This is a genomic window from Clostridium sp., from assembly GCF_050717515.1.
In the GTDB taxonomy this organism is placed as follows: Bacteria; Bacillota; Clostridia; order Clostridiales; family Clostridiaceae; genus Clostridium_AD.
Window position 1 is genome coordinate 427193 of record NZ_JBOITL010000025.1, and the last position, 19117, is coordinate 446309.

The window sequence follows — 19117 nt, forward strand, 5'->3', positions numbered from 1 at the left end:
AAAATAGAATATATAAAACCTGCAAATAAACATCTGCTTTTAACATTGTGGATGTTTATTTTTTATATGAATTAATATTTGGAAAAATACTATAATTAAATGGAACTTTTTACATAGATGGAAACTCTAATTGTATGAAAAGGGGTGAATAAAAATAATGATTGAGTTAGTTAGCAAATTAATATATCACAATAAAAATAACAAAGTTAAAAATATTGTTATTGAGCGGATAAAGAAAAAAGATATGAATGCATTAATAAATTGGATGGAGGGAAAAAAAGACAAATATTATAAGATCGGATGGTGTTATTTATATAATCAGTATGATATAGAAGATGTATTTCAAACAACTATTATAAAGGGTTATGAAAATATACGGCAGTTAAAAGAAGAAAAGTATTTTGAAACATGGATAACCTCAATATTTATAAATGAATGTAAAAAGATAATTAAAAACAAAAAAAGAAGCATTCCTATTGAAAATATTCACCAGGAAAATACTTCATATGAAGATCACACAAATTTTGAACTTATAGAGCAATTAAATAAACTAGAGGATATTCATAAAGAGGTAATTCTACTTAAGTATATTAGTGGATATTCTGGGGAAGAAATATCAAAATCACTTCATATACCAGTAGGTACAGTTAAGTCAAGAATTTATAGAGCCTTAAAAGCATTAAAAAATCAAATAAATAAGGAGGGAGTATAATTGAATTGTGAAGATGTTAGAGCTAAATTAATAGATTATATAGATGGTAGTTTAGATGATCAAGAAAAAGAAATAATAGGAGACCATATAAAAGAATGTGAGCAGTGTAGGGTAGAATTAGAAGAGTTACAAAGTGTAATTTTATATGTAGAAAATAAAAAACAAGAGATAATAACACCTAATAATTTATTTGAAAATATCAAAGTAAAATTAAGCAATAAACCAAGTTTCAAAATGAAAAAAAGAGGAGTTAAGGTAACGTTTATAGCAGCTGCAATAGTTGTATTATTAACGGTAACAGTATTTGCTGTTGAGAAATTGAATTTATCCCTTAAATGGTGGCAAAAGACCTCTGTTAAGCAGAGTAGCGCTATTGAAGAATTAATACAAGAGGGGTATGGGCAAAGAGTGGATCTTTCGGTCAGTGATAATAATACAAAAATTACCATTGAAAATATAATTGGTGATGATTTAAATACCTTAGTAACCTACAAGATAGAGGATTTACAAAAGAAAGAAAAATATGTACTAGATATAGCAGATGGAATTGTGGCTGATGGAGATTTTAATAATAAGGATAAAAAATTCGATAAAAATATAGGAGGATTTATGAATTTTTACTCGGATAGTCATTATGTGCAAAGAGGTTGTATAACACTGGAACCTGTTACTAAAAAGCAGTCAATGATTCATTTGGCTATTAGTGAAATTAATAAGATGGGAAGCGTAGAGGCTATGGTAAAGGGCAAATGGGAATTTAATATTCCTGTTACTAAATATGATTCTAAAACCTATATTTTAAATAAGGACATGATTGTTGATGAGCATAAGCTTACTTTTGAGGAGATAACAATTGCTCCAACTGCAACAGTGTTAAAGTATAAATACAAAGAAAATAGTGTTAACGGATACACAATTGATTATTTTTCAAATATAACGCTTATAGGTAGCGGAAAAGAGTATAAAGAAAAGTTTATGGGAAGTGGCAATCATTATGGCAGTGGTGGTAATGGGTGGAATGAAAGTACAGTAGAGTTTGATTCTATGTATATTGATAACCCAGGTAAGGTTAAAATTAAAATGGGAAAATATGGAACTCGTGTAAATAAAGTTGAAAAAATCAACATCGATATGAACAAACAATTTCCACAAGAGTTTGAATATAGGGGGAGCAAAATAATAATTAAAGACATTATGATTCAGCAAGATACCGTTAAAATAATTATAACAGAATCACTTGAAAATAGAAATTATGAAAATTTAGATATGGAAATCAAATGTGCTAATAACATTTCTATAGGACAAGTACAACAATGCGATGGATATACTATTGATAAAGACGGAACAAAGGTTAGTATGAGTGAAGGCTTCTTTGCTGGGGATGAATTAAATAAACCTAAGAATTATGTAACAAAAAGAACTGTAACCTTGAAAAAGGCATCTCCAATAGAGAAGAAGGATAAAATACAAAAAATAATTCCTATGACATTAGATATTAATGGATATAGTGAAACTAGATATATTCAAAAAAGCATAAAAGTAAAATTACATTAATATAGAAGGATAGGATAATATAAAATTTGTTAAAGATGCCACTTGCCACGTGGGTGGCACTTGGCATCTTTACTTTTTCTTACCAGGTATGTCCTTCAGAGCACTTATGATTGCCAGAATGTCCTTCACACAATTCACATTTTCGTACTCCACACTTAGGACAGGAATGACTGCAATGAGCTGTAGTTTCATCATCATTATTAGAAGAATTAATCAGTTGGCCTTTTACTAATAGTTCCTTTTGTATAAAACCATCATATGGTAAATTTGCCATCTCACAACAACTCCCTTGTAGTTTATTCTTATAGTTATTATTTGATATTTAATGATTTATATTCGTAGTTTAAATTGCTAAAATTCTCAAAATTTAAACAAATCATAATACAAGTTTAACTTGTTCTTAACTTTTAACGCATATAATAAAAGCATAAGGGAGATGAAGATAATATGAAAAATTTAAATATATGCATTGATATTGATGGGACAATAACGGATGCTTATTATTGGCTTAATATTACAAATAAGTATTTCAACAAAAATATAACTGAAAATCAGATAACTAAATACTATATCCATGAGGTAATGGGCATTAAGCAGAGCGAATATGAGGAATTTTATGAAAAAAATAAAGTTCAAATTCATTCAGAGCAAATACTTCGCGAAGATGTGCAAATTGTTATAAAAAGATTAAGTCTTATGCATAATATATTTTTCGTTACAGCAAGAGAAAAATCACTCACTATGTTAACTCATTCATATCTAAGGAAAAATGAAATACCATATGATGATTTGTTTGTTTTAGGTAGTCATTATAAAGTGGATAAAGCAAGAGAATTAGAATGCAATGTGTTTATTGAAGATAATTATGATAACGCAGTTCAGCTATCAAAGGCAGGATTCAAGGTTCTTTTATTAGATACTAATTATAATCGAAAGCCACTAAATGAAAATATAATTAGGGTTTATAGTTGGAAAGAAATATACTCAATAATAGATAAACTGATATTACAATGCAAAGCAATGTAATATCAGTTTATTTTATTATCAGGCATGACCATCAGAGTATTTATAATTATTCATTAGTTATAAAGAGGGTAACATATAACAAAATATAGAAATTAATGTTATAATTAGGGCGTAAACAAGCTACAGTTTAGTGGATTCTTGTATAATAATACAAAATAATATTGTACAACTACATATATAAAGGAGACTATACTATGAACGTAAAAATGCTACACCATGTCTGTATCCAAACAGAAAAATATGAAGAATCACTTAAGTTTTATACTGAAATTTTAGAATTTGAATTAGTTAAAACAGCAGTAAATTTTCACAAACGAGATTTTAATACATGGTTAAGACTAGGAACATTTATGATCGAATTACAGACTGCTAAAAAGGGAGATAAATTAAAGGATTGGAGTTCGTTAAATGAAGGCATAGTACATATGTGTTTTTTAGTTGATAGTGTTCAGGTCGAGTTTGAGAAGATAGAAAAATTAGGTTATACCAACTTTAAGATTAAAAATGGAGAAAAAATTTATAAAGTTGAAGATGGATATTTATTTAAAATTAAAGCACCAGAAGGGACTGAAATTGAAATAAGAGATATGCTAATATAAAAATTTATACAATGGTTGCAAGATGATTAATTAGAAAGCCTTATAACTTTGGGGGAGAAAACATGTATATATATTTAATTAGGCACGGTGATAAATATGAGCAATTAGGAAATAGGGATTTACTTGAGCTTACTGAGAAAGGATTTAGACAAGCTGAATTGTTAGGGAAGAGGCTTAGAAAATATAATATAGAAAAAATATATTCAAGCAAAATGCTAAGAGCAGTGCAAACATCTGAAATCATTAATAAGTATATGAATGTAGACATTGTAATAAGACCTAATTTAAGAGAAATCGATATGGGAGAATGTGAAGTTAAAGGATGGGAATATGTGAAAGAAAACTACCCTGATTTTATGGAAGAATTTTTAAAGCATAAAATAGATATTCCCTATCCAAAGGGTGAATGTGGCAAGGATGTTTGGGAACGCTCAATAAAAGTAATAAATGAAATTACAAGTAGTGATTTGAATAATGTAGCGGTTGTTACACATGCTGGCGTAATAAGAGCTTTAATAAGTGGGTTTTTAGGACTTGCACAACAAAGAAGATTTTATATAGGGTTTCCTCCAGAAAATTGTAGCATAAGTATTATAAAATATGATAAAAGCACTGGAGAATTCTATGTTCATTGCGTTAATGATTATGCTCATTTAGAGGAATTAAAAGAATTAGAGGATAAAAGAACAATATAATTTAACCGTAATATAACATTAATGAGATTATATATTTACTTTAATACTTTTTTTGAAAAAAGTATTAAAGTAAAGTTATTGTGGGGGGATATATGAAAAGCAGATTCATAAAAAAAGGTTACATAAAGAGACTTCTCATCATAATATTAGTTATAATTTTAGGTATATTTGTCTTTGATTTATATAAATATCAACAGGAAAAAAATAAATTTAATATTATTTTCACATATGGTGTTGAAGGAGAAGACGTAAATCTAATATTATTTAAGTACAATAAAAAACCTAAGAATGTTTTAAATACTTTAAATGATACCTTTGTAAAGGATTTGGTGTTAAAGGGGAAAGCTAAAACAAAGCTAGTACTTACTGAAAATGAGATGAAGGAAATTCAAACCTACATTACAGGAAAAAAAATTATGAGCTATCCAGATAAAATAACACACGGATCAAAAATGGACACAGGAAGATGGAAATCATACCTAACCATATATTTAAATGGACGCAAGAAAACTATAGAGTGGAATAACATATGGTGTGGAAAAGATTATACAGTAGAAATGAAGAATCAAGTGAAAAATTTAGACCAATTGCATTTTAGAATTGAAAAAATCATTAGGAATAAAGAAGAATTTAAAAAACTACCAGATAGTGAAGGTGGCTATATGTAGTAGAGTATATTTAATGAAAAATTTAAATTATGAATATTCGCTAGTGCTCTTAAATAATATAAAGTAGTAATTAAAACTAGTTAAAGATGCCACTTGCCACGTGGGTGGCACCAGGGGGTGATAAATATGATAGATACTAAATGTATAAAAGCAATATTATTTGATTCAGGGCGTGTACTTAATAGACCACGAACGGGGCATTGGTTTATGCCACCAAATTTTTTCAAATATGTTGATAAGGATAAATTTGAAACATTAAATATAGATCTTGTAGATAATGCATTTCATAAAGGCGATGAGTATTTTCACAAGCATCCACTAATTTTAACTGAAATAGAAGAATTAGAACATTTTATTGAATTTTATACTATTCTTGCAAAGGAACTACCAGACCTTGGAATAAGTTTGGAGTATATTTTAGAAATAGCCAAAGATACAGTTTATAATGATGAGAAATTTGAATTTTATAAAGATGTATTTCAAGTTATACCAAGGTTAAGCCAGAATTATAAGCTAGGTGTAGTTTCTGATACTTGGCCTTCACTAGAGCGGGTTTTTAAAAATGCTGGGCTAAGAGAATACTTTTCTACCTTTGTTATGTCGTCAACGCTTGGGGTATTGAAACCACATGAGCTAATGTTTAATACGGCTCTTTCGGAGTTAAATATAAAACCAGAAGGAGCAATATTTATTGATGATAATATTGTGAATGTTGAAGCTGCTATAAAGCTAGGTATGCAGGGAATTGTGATATTAAGGGGCGGGGAATTAAAAGAAAGTACAGATATTATATGTGTTGATGATTTAAGTGAGCTTGAAGTGTTATTCACCAAATAGAATTTTAGAGCTTTTTTCAAAGAAAAAAATAAAAGATCGTAGGTAAATTAAGTTAAGTCATCTACGATCTTTTATTTTATTTATGGGTTTATTATAAATACTGGTAAATAAAATTCACTCCTTAGTTTGAATTTTATTTAGTATCATAGTCTCCTTTTAACACTTTATCTCCAAAATATAGAACAAATTGCTTGTTATAGAACTCATCGCCATATATCATATTAAAGTTGTTAATCTTATCTAGTCCTAAGATAACAAGGGCAATATTATTCTTGCTTTTAGAAGTATCTGCAACTAGCATACCTGAAATATCTTTGTTTTTTATAGTAGTATCATTAAATTTGATTTCATCTTTTGAAAAATCAATAGGGAGTTTATCTGTAACTGATTTTAAAGATGCATTTTGGGTAATATCTCCTATAAATATTAAGCTGTTTTCTTTAAGTTCTTGCTCTGTTAAATCCTTGTCCTCTTTAACAATAAGGTTAAGTCTAAAATTATTTTTGAAAGTCTCTTTTAATATGTTTATTGTGTCATCAAAGGTTTTTTTAGTATCTTCAGACATTTTACAATTTGAAGGTTTTACTAAATAAACATCAGGATTATCTAGCGCTTGAATAATAAATGAAGCAAATGTATTCTTATTTTCTTTTTTGAAATACATAAGTGCGTGTTTATTTTGATTTCTTGTTAACCTATCATCTTCTTTTTGTAGTTCATCTAATTCTAAGGTAGATAATGCAAGATGTTTAGGATAAAAATCTTTGGAATTAATATCTGAAAAGACTTGGTCTTTTGCTTCTTTTCCGCCAATTTCCTCTATTACACTCAAAAGTCCATCTAAAGTAGCGTTTTTAAGTGAATTTTTTGCATAGTAAGTTTTTATTATTTTTAAGAATTTTTCTTCTCCTACTTTTTGTCTAAGGTTTTCAAATACTAAAGCACCCATTTTATAAACTAGTTTTCCAAATTCTCTTTCTTTTACTTGGTCAACAGGTACATTGATTGGGGTTGAGCATCCTTTAAAAAACTCCATTGGGCTTCTTAATGAAACAGCTACACCAGCTGGTGAGTATTTACCCTGCTTTTTTTCGAAATAGTAAGCAGTTGAAAAAGCAGTGAGAGATTCATCTAAAAATGAATCTTTAAATTCATTATTACCTACTGTTACATACCACCATTGATGCCCTACTTCATGTACAGTTGCTTCTTCTATAAAGCTAGTTTGACCATTATTGTTAGGCAAATATTTGCCCATTTGAATTAATTGAGGGTATTCCATAGCGAATCCCTGTACATAAGTTTCAACTGTGTCAAATTCTTTATATGGATATTTACCAAAATTATCGCCGAAAAACTTTAAAGAATCTATACTTAAATCTAGTAATTCCTCGGCTCTTTTCGAAGTCTCTTTAGCACCATCTTCAAGATAGAAGCTATTTACTGTTATATCATCACATTTTTTTGTTATAATTTTAAAATTAGGACTCATAATAAAAACAAAGTCGCGAACATTTTCAGCAGTAATATCATAAGTTTTAGTGGGCTTTTCATCTTTTTTGCTAGGTTTAGTTGTACCAGTAGATGCTAATATCATATTGTCTGGAACATTTATAGAAACATTATAATTTGCTACATCACTATAGTTTGATTCTCCAGTAGTATGGAATGGATTTTCATCCCATTTATCTGTTTTAGTATCATAAATTGATATTATAGGATACCAATTTGAAACTGAGTAAACATTATTGTAATAGCCTAATCTGTTTTGGCTCATAGGCAGTTTTAATGTGAAATTTATTTGAATTTTTATGTTTTGATTTGGCTTTATATCAGCTGTAGGCTTAATCTTTAAAATTTGCTTATCTTGAGTAAATTTCATTTCTTTATTGTCAATAGTAACCTTAGTTATAGTAATATCGCCTATCTCATCTTTTTCAAGCTTTTCTTTTTTCATACCTAAAGCAGGAATTGTGGTTACACTCCCATAAGAATCTGCATATAAGTGAAATGCTAAGGAATTAAGACTTTCATCATAAGTATTAGTAAAGTTAACTGTTTCTGTAGAGGTAAAAGTTTTACTTGCTTCATCAAACTTAGTATTAATATCGTATTGCGTTAAAGTACCTTCACTAGCTGTTACAACAGGATTTGCTACTTTAGGAGCTTTTGGTGATGTTGCAAGAACAGAAGATGATTTAAATGATAAAATCATAGTAAGTGCAAGTACGCCACTTAAGAATTGTTTATAAAATTTTTTTCTAAACATTGTAATTGTCCCTCCCCGTAATGGATTTAATTTTGATTATAATGATTATTATAACAAATAATTACTTAAGTGTATATATATTATAATTATAGATGCGTATTGACATATTATATAAGAGAGAATATAATTTAAATTAAGTATAGGGGTAGGGGGTATGTAAAAAATAAATTTTTGCATATAGACTTCTATTTAATTTCTAGTGGTTTTATAGTTCACAATTAAGGAGATGAGAAAATGATACAATTAAATACTTTGGATGAAATGGACGAGTTCATAAAAAATAATACAATAGCAATGATTTACTTTGCATCAGAAGGCTGCAGTGTATGTGGCGCACTGCTTCCTAAAATTGAAGAAATGATTATTCAATTTCCAAAGCTTAAAATAAGTAAGGTTATGGTTGATAAATTTACTAAGGCGGCAGGACAGTACTCAATATTTACTTTGCCTGCAATTTTGGTTTATATTGAGGGTAAAGAAATTATTCGGGATGCAAGATTTATTAGCGTTGAAATGTTAGAAAAAACTATAAAGAGATATTATGATATTTTGTTTTAAGGCTATGTTTAAGATAAATGAAAAAACTATGGAAAAAGGGGGGAATTACTAATGAATATAAAAGGGTTTGCCACTTTAGAAGGCACAAAGAATTATTTTACAAATAGAAATGTTGATAGCTTTTTAATAAGAAACACAGAATGGTTTTATAGTTTACCTATAGCAATAGGAACACACCTAGGGAATTTTTCTGATGAACATTCAGAGTTATATATGGATTGCTTAACTTATGGTTTAGAAAAAGAGATAAACTTTATTGATACTGCAGTAAACTATAGAGGAATGAGATCAGAAAAAGATATAGGAAAAGTATTAAACATATTAATTAATGAAAAAAATGCTTTAAAACGTGAAGAAATTATTATTTCAACAAAAGGTGGACAAATATTTGGGGACATTGATTTAGGAATAACACCTTTAGATTATTTAGATAAAATTTTAATTGTCAATGGAATTCTTGAAAGAAATGATGTAAATATTGTTGAAAATCATAGGCATACTTTAGCTCCTGAATTTTATGAGTTTTCTATAGAACAAAGTAAAAAAAATCTGGGTATTGAAACAATTGATATTCATTATATACATAATCCGGAAATTTCTATGTATGTTCTAGGAAAAGATTTGTTTTATAAAAAGCTTGAAAAGCTAATTGAATTCTATGAAGAGCAGGTTGAAATAGGAAGCATAAAGTCTTATGGGATGGCTACATGGGATGCATTCTTAGCTGATATGCATTCTAAATATTATATTTCTATTAAAACTGTAATGGATATGGTTAAAGCAGTAGCAGGAGAAAAACATCACTTTAAATTTATACAATTACCATATAATAAGAAAAATAATTTAGCAAGCACAAAGAAAAATCAAAATGTGAAAGGTAAATACTATACACCTATTCAGGCTGCTAACGAATTAGGTATAAACGTAACAATAAGCTCTCCACTAAATCAAGGTGAAGAATTTAATAAAAGTTATTTATCTTCAAAGGAATTATTAAAGTATGTAATAGATACTGAAGGTGTATATGCAGCTATGGTTGGAACAAAGAGAAGGGAGCATTTAGAAGAAAATATAGCAGCTATTGAAGAGATAGTATCAGAAATATAATGTAGTAAAAAAATCTAGTTAAAGTGATTGGTAGTTACTTTAACTAGATTTAAATTTGTCAACACTATTTTTTAAAGATATTTTTCTTTGAATTCCAAATACCCTTTCTTTCTTAATTTACAGGAAGGGCAGTCCCCACAACCATTACCTTTTATTCCATTATAACAAGTTAAAGTATCCTCTTTAACTACAGGGAGCACACCTAAATCATAAGCCATTTTCCAAGTTTCTGCTTTGTTAATCCACATTAATGGGGTTTCAATTACAAAATCATAGCCCATAGCTAAGTTTAAGGTAACATTCAAGGATTTTATAAACACATCTCTACAATCTGGGTATCCACTAAAATCACTTTGAGATACACCGGTTATAATATTATTGATCCCTCTTTGCTTTGCAAATACTGCTACAAAGGTTAAGAATAATAAGTTTCTTCCATCTACAAAGGAATTAGGGACACCATCACTGGGAGCGTCGGTGTCCACGATCATATCTTTTCTTGTTAAGGAATTTGGTGCTAGCTGATTTAAAAGGTTTAGATCTAAAGAATGATATTCTACACCATGTTTTTTACATATATCCTTTGCACAATCTAGTTCTAATATATGTTTTTGACTATAATCAAAAGACACAGCTATAACCTCTTTATATTTCTTTAAAGCCCAAAACAAGCAAGTTGTGCTATCTTGTCCACCACTGAATACTACTACTGCTTTTTCACTATTCATAATTAATGCACCATCCCTTATTTATTATAAAGCATCATCAATTTATTATTTAAAATCACATCCGTATTAAATCTTCCTCTAAAAGTAGTTGACATTGTTTTAGTGCCAGTCTTTTTTATTCCACGAGTTGTCATGCAGGCATGTTCACCCTCTATAACAATAGCCACATCGGGGGAGTTAGTTACTATCTGCATAATTTCAGCTATGTCTGTTCCTATTCTTTCTTGAAGCTGCAATCTTCGACCTACCATATCAGCTATTCTTGCAATTTTGCTTAGCCCTATAATTTTTTTAGTAGGAACATATGCAACTGAAACCTTCATATTATACATAAGTGCTAAATGATGTTCGCAATGGCTAAAGATTTCGATATCCTTCATTATAACCATATCGCGAGAGCCCTCTTCAATTATTAAATCATCAACAAAGGTTGTATTAAACATTTCAGCAATTTCATCATTGCTGTAGCACATGCCAGCGAATACTTCTTCATACATTTTAGCTACACGTGCAGGGGTGTCTTTAAGCCCTTCGCGACATGGGTCATCACCTAAAGCTATTAAAATCCCTCTTATATGTTCTTCTATTGCTTTTGTATCAATTGCCATAATTTTATACACCTCTCTTATTTGGATCCCAGATGATTTTATGAAGTTGGATTTGAAGATTAACTCCATTCATTTTATTATCCTTCATAAAGTCTACAATCATATCTAGGTCAATTTGTCCAAATACTGGACTAATATATACATTGGTTTTATTAGAAAGATCGTATTTATCTATTATGAATTTGGACTTTTGTAAATCCGACATGCTACCACACACAAATTTAACTGTATCTTTATAACTTAAATACGCAAAGTTATTTAAATTCATTTTATCTTCCATATTGCTAGAAGGCAATTTATAATCCATATTAAAGCTTGGTGGATTTTCTATAATGTCAAACTCATTTAAAGCAGCACTGCCATTAGTTTCAATTTCAACATGAAGTAATTTATCTTTAGAAAGCATTTCCAATAGTTCTATAATTCCTTCTTGAAGTAATGGTTCGCCACCAGTTAAGGTTACATTTCTAATGTCAGTAGATTTAATATATTTATATATATCGGTTGCTGTCATGAAGTCATAACAAGCATCGGGAGAATTAGCCCAAGTGGTATCGCAGTAACTACAATTTAAATTACAGCCTGCAAATCTTATAAATACTACAAGCTGCCCTGAAAGAGGGCCTTCACCGTTGACGCTTGTGAACTTTTCAACTACTTTAAATTTCATTTAACGTGCCTCGCTTTCTTCATATGTTGCACTATTAGTAGGTGTTTCATAAACCGTAGTTCTTTTTACATTATAGCCCATATTCTTCATTAGTTTAAAGAAAAATCCTGAAAAGTTTTCTGCTGTTGGTCTAAAATTAACCTCAATTACATTAAAGCCATCTTGCTTTATACAATTTAAGGTTTCGCTACGCATGGTGCCTTCTTGCACGATTAAGGCGTGGTCATAATCATCTACCATAGCCTTAACATCTTTTTTTAAATCTCCAAAATCTATTACCATACCATCAAGTTGACCGCCTTTTAGCAAGGTTTCTGATTGTACTTCAACTTCAACCTTCCATCTATGTCCGTGAATATTCGAACATTTTCCGACGTAACCAGAAAGAAAATGTGCACTGTCAAAGCTATGATCTGCCTTTAAAATATACATATAGGACACTCCTCCTAGAATTTATGTTAATTTAATTATTATTTCACCTGAAATCCTCATAATTTTTGTATTTTACGATTTTTTTATAAATAAAAAAGGGCATAATCCACCCTTATACAAAAAAAAGCTACCTAAAACGGTAGTTACGTCCTAGTTTTATTTATAGACAGGATGGTTTAGAACTGTCTTATTAAGTTTTATCATTTTTAATATTACTATAAGTTAGGAGGTATGTCAAATTTCAATTACAATTTCAGTTTACTTTAAACTAAAAATGTGTAATAATATAAAGTTGTAAAAGCATATTTATTTATATTATTTATGGAAAAATATTGGTTGTAAAATATTAGTTGTAAAATATCTAAAAAATAATGTTGTAAGTGAGGAATAAAAATGAAAATAGGATTTGATCAGAAAAAATATTTAGAAGAACAATCAAAGTATATATTAGAAAGAGTTAATGATTATGATAAGTTATATCTAGAATTTGGTGGGAAACTTTTTAATGATCTTCATGCAAAAAGAGTTTTACCAGGATTTGATGAAAATGCAAAAATTAAACTACTACATAAGTTAAAAGAAAAAGTTGAGGTCATCATTTGTGTATTTGCAGGAGATATCGAAAGAAACAAAATAAGAGGGGACTATGGTATCACTTATGATGTGGATGTTTTAAGATTAATTGATGATCTGCGCGCTTATGATCTTGATGTAAATAGCGTTGTAATCACTAGATATGACGAGCAGCCAGCAACTAAGATTTTTATAAATAAGCTTGAACGTAGAGGCATAAAGGTATATAAACATAGAGCAACTAAAGGATATCCTACGGATGTAGATGCAATTGTAAGTGATGAGGGATATGGTAAAAATCCATTTATTGAAACTACAAAATCTATTGTAGTTGTAACAGCACCAGGACCAGGAAGTGGAAAGCTCGCTACTTGCCTTAGTCAGCTTTATCATGAACATAAGCAAGGTAGAGCTGCTGGATATTCAAAATTTGAAACCTTCCCAGTATGGAATGTTCCACTAAAGCATCCAGTAAACATAGCATATGAAGCTGCAACAGCAGATCTTAATGACGTAAATATGCTAGACTCATTCCACTTTGATGCTTATAATAAGATATCTGTAAACTATAATCGGGATATAGAAACTTTTCCTGTACTTAGGCGAATTATAGAAAGGATAACTGGAGAAGAAGCTGTTTATAAATCTCCAACAGATATGGGAGTTAATAGAGTAGGCTTTGGAATTATTGACGATGAGGTTATTAAAGAAGCATCTAAACAAGAGATAATAAGAAGGTATTTCAAAACAGGCTGCGAATATAAAAAAGGTTATATAGATAAAGAAACTTTTGATAGAGTTAAGCTTCTTATGGAAGAACTTAATTTAAAACAGCAAGATAGAAAAGTTGTTATGCCTGCGAGGGAACGCTCAGCTGCTTTAAAGCAATGTTCGAGCAAAAATGAAAATTGCCCAGCACTTGCAATAGAGCTTAATGATGGAACAATATTAACTAGTAAAAGTTCAGATATAATGGATGCAACAGCTGCTATAATTTTAAATGCTGTTAAATATTTTGCGAATATAGATGACGAAATTCATCTTATTTCTCCAGTTATACTTGAGCCAATTATAAATTTAAAATCAAAAATCTTAGGCAGTAAAAAACCAGCTTTAGATTGTGAAAATATATTAATTGCACTTAGCATATGTGCTGCTACAAATCCAATAGCAAAAGTAGCTATGGATAAGTTAGCAATGTTAAAAGGGTGTCAAGCGCACTCAACTACAATTATAAGTACAAATGATGAGCAGACTTTTAGAAAACTTGGTATAGATATAACATCTGATGCGGAATACGCAACGGAAAGTCTTTACTATATATAATGCCACCCACGTGGCAAGTGGCATGTTGAGAGTTGCAATCGAGGTAAAAGGTGTTATTTAAGTTATAGATTATAAACAGAATAAATAAATAAGGATGGGGACAGTTAATAGCTTTAACAAAGTATTAACTGTCCCTATTATTTTATTAATTGCTTGAAATTACTCTGTAGATAGTAGTATAAAATAATAAAAAAAATTACTATAAAAGGATAGGTAGGCTTATTATTGATAATAAGATGATTAATATTGACTTGTGATGAAAGGGGATAGATTATATGTATAAAGTACTATTAGTTGAAGACGATATTTCAATTTCTGAATTGTTGGCAGAACATATAGAAAAATATGGAATTGAATGTTTAGTATGCACTGATTTTGATAATGTTACTGAGGAATTTATAAAATTTGATCCTCATCTTGTATTAATGGATGTTAATTTACCTAAATACGATGGATTTTACTGGTGCAGAAAATTAAGACAAATATCAAAATGCCCAATAATATTTATTTCAGCAAGACATGGTGATATAGATCAGGTATATGCTATGGAAAATGGTGCTGATGATTATATTACAAAGCCATTTTCATTTGACATTGTTCTAGCAAAAATAAATGCCAATTTAAGAAGGGTATATGGAGATTATGCAAAGGAGCAACAAGAGCGAACACTGATAAAGGGAAGTTTAATATTTTATTTTGAAAGTCTTATTCTTGAGAATGATGCTAAAAAAGTAATGCTTACAAAGAAGGAAGGAACCCTTGCAGCGGTTTTGATAGAAAATTCTCCAAAGGTTTTAAGTCGTGAAAAATTACTTGCCAAGCTTTGGGATGATGAAAGCTTTGTTGAGGAGAACACACTAAATGTCAATGTTGCCAGACTTCGAAAAAAATTCGAGGAAATCCATGCAAAAGTAGAAATTGAAGCAGTACGTGGACTAGGCTATCGTCTAATTGAGGTGTGATATGAAATTATTTTTAAAAGATATTATGGGATTCGTAATACTTTATATGGTTAGCTTTATAGCTTTAGTATTTCTTTATAAGGAACTAGATGGTTTTGAGCAAAACATGGGTTATTTTATATTTTTAAGTTTATTTTTACTTTTTTGTTTTTTAATATATAGGTATATTTCAAATAAACAATTTTATAAAATGCTTTCAGAAAAACCAGAACATATTGAAGATATGTTAACTCAAAATGCTCATTCAGAACTAGAAAAAGCTTTTTCAAAAAATATGCAGGAATATATGAAACTTTACAACAGTGAAATAAACAGTTTGGAAAATGCTCAAAAAGAGTATAAAATAATGCTAAATCAATGGGTACATCAAATGAAGACGCCTATTTCTGTTATAAATCTAATTGCTGAGAATAATGCTGATAATACAGATTTTCAAAAGGTGATATTCCAAACTCAAAGACTTGATTATGATCTTTTACAAATACTTACTTTTCTTAGAATGGAGGATTTTGCAAAAGACATGAAAATCGAAAATATAAATCTTAAAGGAACTGTTTTAGAGGTAGTAAATGAGCTAAAAGAATTCTTTATTATTCAATCTGTATTCCCAAAAGTATCAATACCTAGGGAGTTAATTATAAACACGGATAAAAAATGGTTAAAATATGCCATTTATCAAATAATAAATAATGCTATAAAATACAGCGATAAAAATAAAGTAGTCAATTTAAACTCATATGCGGAAAAGGATATGATTATTCTTGAAATTACCAATGAAGGTGTGGGTATAAAAAAAAGCGATATTAATAGAGTTTTTAATTTATTTTTTACTGGTGACAATGGTCGTATTTTTGGAGAATCAACTGGAGTAGGATTATATATTGTAAAAAAAATAATGGATTTGCTGGGACATAAAATTTATGTGAAATCACAGCCAGGAGAACAAACAACATTTTATATGCATTTTAAGCCTTGATATTTGGGGGCTTTTTTTATTACGAAAATGTAATGAAAGTGAAATGTTAATGAATTGTTGAAATTATACCATTGAAGTATTATTAATGTAATAAGAGAAACAAATGAGGGAGGATTTATTATGAGTATATTAGAGGTAAAAGAGCTTGAAAAAATATATTGTGGGAAAGTAAACTATACAGCTTTAAATGGTGTGAGTTTTGATTTAGAAAAGGGGGAATTTGTTGCTATAATGGGACCTTCAGGTAGTGGAAAGACTACTCTACTTAATTGTGTATCTACAATTGATAGCCCTACTGGTGGACAAATAATTGTGAATGGTAAATCGCCACATGAATTAAATAACGATAATCTTGCGAAATTTAGAAGGCAGGAACTTGGTTTTGTTTTCCAGGATTTTAATTTGGTAAATACATTAACTGTGGAGGAAAATATAATTTTGCCTCTTACCCTTGACAGTATTTCAGAAAAAGATATGAAAAAACGATTAAAAAGTGCTACAGAACTACTGGGTATTGAAGCACTACTAAAAAAACGGACCTTTGAGATTTCTGGTGGTCAAGCTCAGAGAGTGGCAATTGCTAGAGCAATAATTCATGAACCATCTCTACTTTTAGCAGATGAACCTACAGGTAACCTAGATTCAAAAGCTGTAAAAGACGTAATGGATCTTTTTACATCAATAAATAAAAGTTTTCATACCACAATTTTAATGGTTACCCATGATGCTTATGTAGCCAGCTTTTGTAGTAGAGTAATTTTCATTAAAGATGGGCAATTATGTAACGAAATTCATTGTGGTGATAATAAAAGTGAATTTTACGGAAAAATTATTGATATGCTAAGTTTCCTAGGGGGTGGAACAAATGACCTTAAATAAACTTGCTTTAAATAATGTGGTAAGGGATAAGTGGACATATTTTGCATACTTTTTAAGCAGTATGTTTTCGGCTTTTATATTCTTTACTTTTGCAGTTTCAATGTTTCACCCTGATTTAAGTATTATTGCTAATGGCTCTGTCCTTTCAATGGCAATGATGGCTGGAGCTATTCTTGTATACCTTTTTTCATTTATGTTTATTTCTTACTCTGTAAGAGCTTTTATGAAATCTCGAAAAAAAACTTTAGGACTTTTTACAATAATGGGTGCATCTAAGAAGCAACTTAACAAAATGATATTTAAAGAAAATATGATTATAGGTGTTGCAGCAATAATAACAGCAATTATATTTGGACTTGTGTTTTCACCACTTTTTTTAATGCTTGCAAAAAAAATAATGGTTGTTGAAGGCTTTGCAATGTATGTTCCAATTAAAGCCATACTTTTGACTTTTGTTATGTTCTTTATATTATTTTTAATAATATCACTTATTTTCCCAATTTTCATTGGCAAAGAAAAGGTTATAAAAATGTTGAAATCAGATAAAACAGATGAAAAGGAGATGTCATTCTCACTTTTATTAATGATAATTGGAGTATTAATAATTTTATCCTTTATATTTATTTTTATATTTTATAATAAAATTGATTCATTGAAGACCTTTGTTAACACTGGTATGGGTACTGCATTGATGTTTGGAGCTATCATGGTTGCAATATATCTTTTATATGTACAAATATCAATTTTAATAATAGGAAGTATGAAAAAAGGGAAAATGTATCATAGAAGAACTAATATGATTATAATAGCTGATATTAAATCAAAACTTCGTGAAAATGTAAAAATGATGTATCTTATTACAATTTTATTTACAGTAGCATTTTATACAATTGTTATGCTTTATGCTCAAAATATAGATGTAGAAAAAAATACAAAGGCTAATTACCCACTTAACTATACTTATATATCACAAAGCAAGAATAATCATGAAAAGGAGCATGTAAAACTGATTGAAGAAACTTTAAAAGAAAAAAACGGTTATAAAGAATATAAATACAAAGTAAGGGCTAAGGCTGGAGATGGTAGAAATGGCATAATATCTGAGAGTGAGTATAATTTAGCTTTAAAGGGTACTTACGGTAAATCAATTTCACTTAAAAAGAATGAGGTTTATATAGTGAGTGGTTCACCAAAAATTATGCCCAATAATAATATAGGCGGTCAGATAAAAATATCTTTAGAAAAAGTAGGGGTTACGCCTATTGTAGCAGGTATAAGTGACCGGAATATAACACCAACAGGCTTTTTTAACACAATTAGCGTATTGAATGATGAAATGTTAAATAAATTAGATGAAAAAGAAACTTATAGTATTGTGAAAATTTACGCATATAATACAAATAGCTGGAAAGAAGAAGGAAACATTACAAAGGAATTGAACTCAAAGATAATAATGGAGGAAGAATATAAGTTTGGCTTTTTTAGTGCAAATGAACTTTTAGAAACTGAAAAAAATTCTAAAAACCTTATGCTTTATATAGGCTTTTCTATAAGTCTAATTTTTGTTATTGCAGCTTCAAGTATGATTTATTTCAGACTTATTACAGAACTTGAAAAAGAATGTGTTAAGTTTAAAGGAATAGTAAAGCTTGGACTTTCCGAAAAAGAACTTTCGAAGATTATATCTATACAGAATTTTATATTAATGTTTGTTCCATTTTCAGTAGCAATAATTTTGCTCTTTATAGGCATAGGATCTATAAGTAACAACTCAGGTCAATCATATTTTACAGTTGCACTGGCATGTTCTGCAGCATTTCTAGTGATTCAGATTATTGGTTATATTATGGTAAATTCAAAATATAAAAAGGCTGTATTCAAAGAAGTTATGTAATATTAGAAATTCATCTTGACTCTAACCTAGCGTTATAGTTTATT

At 29.3% G+C, this 19117-nt stretch carries 20 protein-coding genes; 14 read left to right on the forward strand and 6 right to left on the reverse strand.

The annotated features are described in order from the left end of the window. Window positions 1–157: 157 nt before the first annotated feature. Both ACREV6_RS11530 and ACREV6_RS11535 read left to right on the forward strand, forming a co-directional pair. Window positions 158–712 (forward strand): RNA polymerase sigma factor, encoded by a 555-nt coding sequence (locus ACREV6_RS11530; protein WP_431578155.1) that lies wholly within the window; start codon window positions 158–160, stop codon window positions 710–712. Beyond that, a complete protein-coding gene (locus ACREV6_RS11535) occupies window positions 713–2266 on the forward strand; it encodes a DUF4179 domain-containing protein (RefSeq protein ID WP_431578156.1) in 1554 nt (517 codons plus the stop codon). Between the two features lie 79 nt (window positions 2267–2345). Here ACREV6_RS11535 and ACREV6_RS11540 read toward each other — a convergent pair whose 3' ends face one another. Next, window positions 2346–2540 (reverse strand): hypothetical protein, encoded by a 195-nt coding sequence (locus ACREV6_RS11540; RefSeq protein ID WP_431578157.1) that lies wholly within the window; start codon window positions 2538–2540, stop codon window positions 2346–2348. Between the two features lie 173 nt (window positions 2541–2713). On the opposite strand from ACREV6_RS11540, the gene ACREV6_RS11545 reads away from it, so the two are divergent. The 5 genes from ACREV6_RS11545 (at window position 2714) to ACREV6_RS11565 (ending at window position 6091) form a co-directional block, all read left to right on the forward strand. Then, entirely contained in the window at window positions 2714–3292 is a 579-nt protein-coding gene (locus ACREV6_RS11545) for a 5' nucleotidase, NT5C type (RefSeq protein ID WP_431578158.1), read from the forward strand. A gap of 194 nt (window positions 3293–3486) precedes the next feature. After that, window positions 3487–3891, forward strand: a complete 405-nt coding sequence (locus ACREV6_RS11550; protein ID WP_431578159.1) for a VOC family protein — start codon at window positions 3487–3489, stop codon at window positions 3889–3891. Window positions 3892–3953: 62 nt separating this feature from the next. Beyond that, the gene (locus ACREV6_RS11555; RefSeq protein ID WP_431578160.1) at window positions 3954–4586 is read left to right on the forward strand and encodes a histidine phosphatase family protein; all 633 of its coding nucleotides are present in this window, start codon (window positions 3954–3956) and stop codon (window positions 4584–4586) included. 92 nt (window positions 4587–4678) lie between these two features. Next, a complete protein-coding gene (locus ACREV6_RS11560; RefSeq protein WP_431578161.1) occupies window positions 4679–5254 on the forward strand; it encodes a hypothetical protein in 576 nt (191 codons plus the stop codon). A 126-nt stretch (window positions 5255–5380) separates the two neighbouring features. After that, window positions 5381–6091 carry an HAD-IA family hydrolase gene (locus ACREV6_RS11565; RefSeq protein WP_431578162.1) on the forward strand — a complete coding sequence of 237 codons (711 nt, stop codon included), beginning with the start codon at window positions 5381–5383 and terminating at the stop codon, window positions 6089–6091. A gap of 133 nt (window positions 6092–6224) precedes the next feature. On the opposite strand, the gene ACREV6_RS11570 is transcribed toward ACREV6_RS11565, so the two are convergent. Further along, entirely contained in the window at window positions 6225–8360 is a 2136-nt protein-coding gene (locus ACREV6_RS11570) for a M1 family metallopeptidase (protein ID WP_431578163.1), read from the reverse strand. A 234-nt stretch (window positions 8361–8594) separates the two neighbouring features. Between ACREV6_RS11570 and ACREV6_RS11575 the strand changes: the two genes are divergently transcribed. Then, window positions 8595–8918, forward strand: coding sequence for a thioredoxin family protein (locus tag ACREV6_RS11575; RefSeq protein ID WP_431578164.1), 324 nt, complete (start codon window positions 8595–8597; stop codon window positions 8916–8918). 51 nt (window positions 8919–8969) lie between these two features. Beyond that, on the forward strand, window positions 8970–10025 hold the full coding sequence (locus tag ACREV6_RS11580; protein ID WP_431578165.1) for an aldo/keto reductase: 1056 nt from the start codon (window positions 8970–8972) through the stop codon (window positions 10023–10025). 71 nt (window positions 10026–10096) lie between these two features. Here the strand turns inward: ACREV6_RS11580 and queC are convergent, their stop codons facing one another. The 4 genes from queC to queD are packed head-to-tail and all read right to left on the reverse strand — an operon-like array spanning window position 10097 to window position 12463. Further along, a complete protein-coding gene (gene queC / locus ACREV6_RS11585) occupies window positions 10097–10753 on the reverse strand; it encodes a 7-cyano-7-deazaguanine synthase QueC (RefSeq protein WP_431578166.1) in 657 nt (218 codons plus the stop codon). Window positions 10754–10770: 17 nt separating this feature from the next. Further along, the gene (gene folE / locus ACREV6_RS11590; protein ID WP_431578167.1) at window positions 10771–11361 is read right to left on the reverse strand and encodes a GTP cyclohydrolase I; all 591 of its coding nucleotides are present in this window, start codon (window positions 11359–11361) and stop codon (window positions 10771–10773) included. 4 nt (window positions 11362–11365) lie between these two features. Beyond that, window positions 11366–12031 (reverse strand): putative 7-carboxy-7-deazaguanine synthase QueE, encoded by a 666-nt coding sequence (gene queE, locus ACREV6_RS11595; protein ID WP_431578168.1) that lies wholly within the window; start codon window positions 12029–12031, stop codon window positions 11366–11368. Beyond that, window positions 12032–12463: a 6-carboxytetrahydropterin synthase QueD gene (queD, locus tag ACREV6_RS11600; RefSeq protein WP_431578169.1), complete on the reverse strand. Its 432-nt coding sequence runs from the start codon at window positions 12461–12463 to the stop codon at window positions 12032–12034. It abuts the gene before it with no gap. 393 nt (window positions 12464–12856) lie between these two features. Between queD and ACREV6_RS11605 the strand changes: the two genes are divergently transcribed. The 5 genes from ACREV6_RS11605 to ACREV6_RS11625 all read left to right on the forward strand — a co-directional run bounded on the left by ACREV6_RS11605 (window position 12857) and on the right by ACREV6_RS11625 (window position 19073). After that, a complete protein-coding gene (locus tag ACREV6_RS11605; RefSeq protein ID WP_431578170.1) occupies window positions 12857–14362 on the forward strand; it encodes a DUF1846 domain-containing protein in 1506 nt (501 codons plus the stop codon). Between the two features lie 275 nt (window positions 14363–14637). Then, complete coding sequence (locus ACREV6_RS11610) at window positions 14638–15324, forward strand: response regulator transcription factor (RefSeq protein WP_431578171.1); 687 nt, start codon at window positions 14638–14640, stop codon at window positions 15322–15324. A gap of 1 nt (window position 15325) precedes the next feature. Continuing rightward, window positions 15326–16300, forward strand: a complete 975-nt coding sequence (locus tag ACREV6_RS11615) for a sensor histidine kinase (RefSeq protein WP_431578172.1) — start codon at window positions 15326–15328, stop codon at window positions 16298–16300. A 120-nt stretch (window positions 16301–16420) separates the two neighbouring features. Further along, window positions 16421–17179, forward strand: a complete 759-nt coding sequence (locus ACREV6_RS11620; protein ID WP_431578173.1) for an ABC transporter ATP-binding protein — start codon at window positions 16421–16423, stop codon at window positions 17177–17179. Beyond that, window positions 17166–19073 (forward strand): ABC transporter permease, encoded by a 1908-nt coding sequence (locus ACREV6_RS11625; protein WP_431578174.1) that lies wholly within the window; start codon window positions 17166–17168, stop codon window positions 19071–19073. Before ACREV6_RS11620 ends, ACREV6_RS11625 begins: the two co-directional genes overlap by 14 nt. The last annotated feature ends 44 nt before the right edge of the window (window positions 19074–19117 follow it).

Bases quoted from the DNA above. Each gene is read 5' to 3' on its own strand.
- ACREV6_RS11530 (WP_431578155.1), top strand. From the start codon at position 158: ATGATTGAGTTAGTTAGCAAATTAATATATCACAATAAAAATAACAAA.
- ACREV6_RS11540 (WP_431578157.1), bottom strand. From the start codon at position 2,540: ATGGCAAATTTACCATATGATGGTTTTATACAAAAGGAACTATTAGTA.
- ACREV6_RS11545 (WP_431578158.1), top strand. From the start codon at position 2,714: ATGAAAAATTTAAATATATGCATTGATATTGATGGGACAATAACGGAT.
- ACREV6_RS11550 (WP_431578159.1), top strand. From the start codon at position 3,487: ATGAACGTAAAAATGCTACACCATGTCTGTATCCAAACAGAAAAATAT.
- ACREV6_RS11555 (WP_431578160.1), top strand. From the start codon at position 3,954: ATGTATATATATTTAATTAGGCACGGTGATAAATATGAGCAATTAGGA.
- ACREV6_RS11560 (WP_431578161.1), top strand. From the start codon at position 4,679: ATGAAAAGCAGATTCATAAAAAAAGGTTACATAAAGAGACTTCTCATC.
- ACREV6_RS11565 (WP_431578162.1), top strand. From the start codon at position 5,381: ATGATAGATACTAAATGTATAAAAGCAATATTATTTGATTCAGGGCGT.
- ACREV6_RS11570 (WP_431578163.1), bottom strand. From the start codon at position 8,360: ATGTTTAGAAAAAAATTTTATAAACAATTCTTAAGTGGCGTACTTGCA.
- ACREV6_RS11575 (WP_431578164.1), top strand. From the start codon at position 8,595: ATGATACAATTAAATACTTTGGATGAAATGGACGAGTTCATAAAAAAT.
- ACREV6_RS11580 (WP_431578165.1), top strand. From the start codon at position 8,970: ATGAATATAAAAGGGTTTGCCACTTTAGAAGGCACAAAGAATTATTTT.
- queC (WP_431578166.1), bottom strand. From the start codon at position 10,753: ATGAATAGTGAAAAAGCAGTAGTAGTATTCAGTGGTGGACAAGATAGC.
- folE (WP_431578167.1), bottom strand. From the start codon at position 11,361: ATGGCAATTGATACAAAAGCAATAGAAGAACATATAAGAGGGATTTTA.
- queE (WP_431578168.1), bottom strand. From the start codon at position 12,031: ATGAAATTTAAAGTAGTTGAAAAGTTCACAAGCGTCAACGGTGAAGGC.
- queD (WP_431578169.1), bottom strand. From the start codon at position 12,463: ATGTATATTTTAAAGGCAGATCATAGCTTTGACAGTGCACATTTTCTT.
- ACREV6_RS11605 (WP_431578170.1), top strand. From the start codon at position 12,857: ATGAAAATAGGATTTGATCAGAAAAAATATTTAGAAGAACAATCAAAG.
- ACREV6_RS11610 (WP_431578171.1), top strand. From the start codon at position 14,638: ATGTATAAAGTACTATTAGTTGAAGACGATATTTCAATTTCTGAATTG.
- ACREV6_RS11615 (WP_431578172.1), top strand. From the start codon at position 15,326: ATGAAATTATTTTTAAAAGATATTATGGGATTCGTAATACTTTATATG.
- ACREV6_RS11620 (WP_431578173.1), top strand. From the start codon at position 16,421: ATGAGTATATTAGAGGTAAAAGAGCTTGAAAAAATATATTGTGGGAAA.
- ACREV6_RS11625 (WP_431578174.1), top strand. From the start codon at position 17,166: ATGACCTTAAATAAACTTGCTTTAAATAATGTGGTAAGGGATAAGTGG.